This window comes from Autumnicola aciditolerans (assembly GCF_041679265.1).
GTDB lineage: Bacteria > Bacteroidota > Bacteroidia > Flavobacteriales > Flavobacteriaceae > Autumnicola.
In genome coordinates, this window is the sequence record NZ_JBGFSM010000055.1 from 1 (window position 1) to 2,520 (window position 2,520).

2 protein-coding genes are annotated in these 2,520 nt (G+C 41.7%); both read right to left on the reverse strand.

Translation table 11 applies throughout. The annotated features are described in order from the left end of the window. Window positions 1–133 precede the first annotated feature (133 nt). Entirely contained in the window at window positions 134–889 is a 756-nt protein-coding gene (istB, locus tag AB8M93_RS18645; protein WP_373060483.1) for an IS21-like element helper ATPase IstB, read from the reverse strand. Window positions 890–896: 7 nt separating this feature from the next. After that, complete coding sequence (gene istA / locus AB8M93_RS18650; RefSeq protein ID WP_373060485.1) at window positions 897–2,420, reverse strand: IS21 family transposase; 1,524 nt, start codon at window positions 2,418–2,420, stop codon at window positions 897–899. Window positions 2,421–2,520 lie beyond the last annotated feature (100 nt).

Sequence of the window (2,520 nt, forward strand, 5' to 3'; positions counted from 1 at the left end):
TGTTTATTTCAACTGAAAAGTATACCACTATTTCATTTCAAAAGTATACCATTTTAAATTAATTAACAACGGTATCCCTGTTCCCTGGGGAACAGGAATACCGGCGGCGCCCGGGTAGCATTTCTTCGGTTTTTCATTTGTTCATCATTTGTTTGGTTTCTTTTAGGCGGTAAGATTCTCCGTTCATATTTATAAGATGTGCTTTATGGGTTAGCCTATCAACTAAGGCAGCTGTTAAAACTGGGTCACCGAAGATCTCTTCCCAACGTTCAAAGCCGAGATTCGTAGTAATTATGGTTGATTTACGTCCGGCTCGTAAAGAGAGATGGTTGAACAGTAATTCGGATCCTTCCTTATCAAAGGAGATATAGCCAAATTCATCACAGATGACCAGATCATACTTCTCGAAGCGTGCCTCTATTACTTTTAAGTTACGCTGGGAGTGCGATTCCCGTATTTGTGTTAATAGTTTATGTACCGTGGTAAATAATACTTTATAGCCCTGCAAACAGGCCTTCAGGCCAAGACCTATAGCTATATGGGTTTTACCGGTACCAGGATTCCCGGCCAATACTATATTCTGTCCAGATTCTATAAAATCAAGACGTTCCAGTAAAGGAAGTTTCTCCATCGCACTGGGCGGTAATTGGTCACGTTTTAAATCATTTAAATACATTTTTGATGGGAAGTTGGCTTGGCGGATATGGGATTTCTTACGGTTTTCTAAGCGTCCTTCATATTCCCGCTCCATAAGTTGTAAAAGGAAGTTTTCATAGTCCAGGCGCTGCTTGGCTGCCTCCTTTGCCAACACCATAAAATCCCTTCTAAATATGGGAAGTCGTAATTCTTTACTATAGCTCACAATGCGCTCGTTGATCGTTTTATCCATAATGTTCTTAATTTATTAATGTCGATAATTGTTGAAGTTGTGATTTAGCCATCGCCGTAGTTTGGGTCCACTTAAGGGGTTCAAAATAATCCTGCTTGTTTCCTAAGAGGGCTTTTATTTTTTCCGTGGTCAGTTGCTTTACCGGGCTACCAGTAAGCTGGATTACTGCTTGTGCTAGCTTTTCATCCGTGATGGCATGTTGCCGGCAATAATCCAGTAGCTCAATAAAGTTACGGGGCTCTCCCATAAAATGGTCTTCATAGAGCTCTTTTAAATACCTGGAGCTTGCCAGGGCCATACTCCCTGCCAGGGCGCCAGGTTTACGTTTAAAAGTATCGAGGTAGTGATCGATTTTAATAATCCAATCGTGTAGGTTATAACTTCGGTGGTGAGTTGCCACTTTGTAATCGTTATGGTAAAACCATAGCTCATGGCTCATAATTTTAACCTGAACAAATTCACCTACTAAATGATCAGGTACCGAGTACCGGTTGGTTTTGTAGCTTACCGTAGCGTATTTATCTACTCTAAGCTGAATCTGGTCTGAGCAGAGTAGTTTGTTGGGGAGCACTAGCAGAGCGGTCCTTTCCTCACCAAGTAGTTCATTGGCCGTCTTTCCGGTGAGTTTTTGCCTGGTATTATTAAGGGCTGCTATTTTAGTATGGAGCCAGGCTGTAGCCTCTTCCACATCCGTAAAGTGGCATTTCACTGCAAAGCTCTTACGCCGGATATATTCCACGCTGCGTTCCACATGACCCTTTTCATTACCGCGATAGCTATTGCAAAAACGATGGCTAAAATGATAGTGCCCACGCAGTTGCAACAGGGCGCGTGTGGGTTCCTTTTCGTGGGGCCCTATGAATTTGGATACCGCTACCCGCATATTATCATAGACCATTTCCTTATAGACGCCTTGCAAGTGTTCGAAAAAACTTACGTGGGATTCCATAAAGGCCAGGGTATCCTGACGTTGATAAATTTCAGCGTAACGATAATTACTGTAAGCAGCTGTAAAAACAGCCAGCTGGAAGCGAGTTAGTTTCCCCGCTATATAAAGCTTGATTTCTCCCCAATCAAATTCACAGACCGCTCCCGGGATATAATCCTGTCGTATATAAGCTTCTTTGAGCGCTGTCTTCCCTTGTTTTTCTTTGATGTAATTGCAGACGGTAGTGTAGCCAATATCAATACCTTGCTCTTGTAATAGGCTATGAATATCACATTTTTTAAGCAATTGCTTTCGAAGTCCTTGCAGCCTTTTCTCTTCATTGGCTGCCAGCAGCTCATCGATAGCCTGCTGTACTTCTACAGTGAGCTTTAATTTTTCACGTTTCTCCCGATGGTAGACCGGTGGATTTGACAAATACTTAGTAATGGCCTCTTGAGGAGGCGACCCTGACTGTAATCGAGCTTCAAATTCAGTAATGTATTTTTTTACCGTTTTTCTACTGATCCCAAGCTCCTTGCTTATTAATCGTTGGCTTTTGCCTTCACGATGACTCTTTAAAATTATTTCCTGTTTCGTATACATGCTTATCATTTTCCGAACGTCTCTGGTTGGACGTTCAAGTTGGTAATAAGTGGTATACTTTTAAATTGAAATGTGGGGTAGTTCTATATTAATATATACA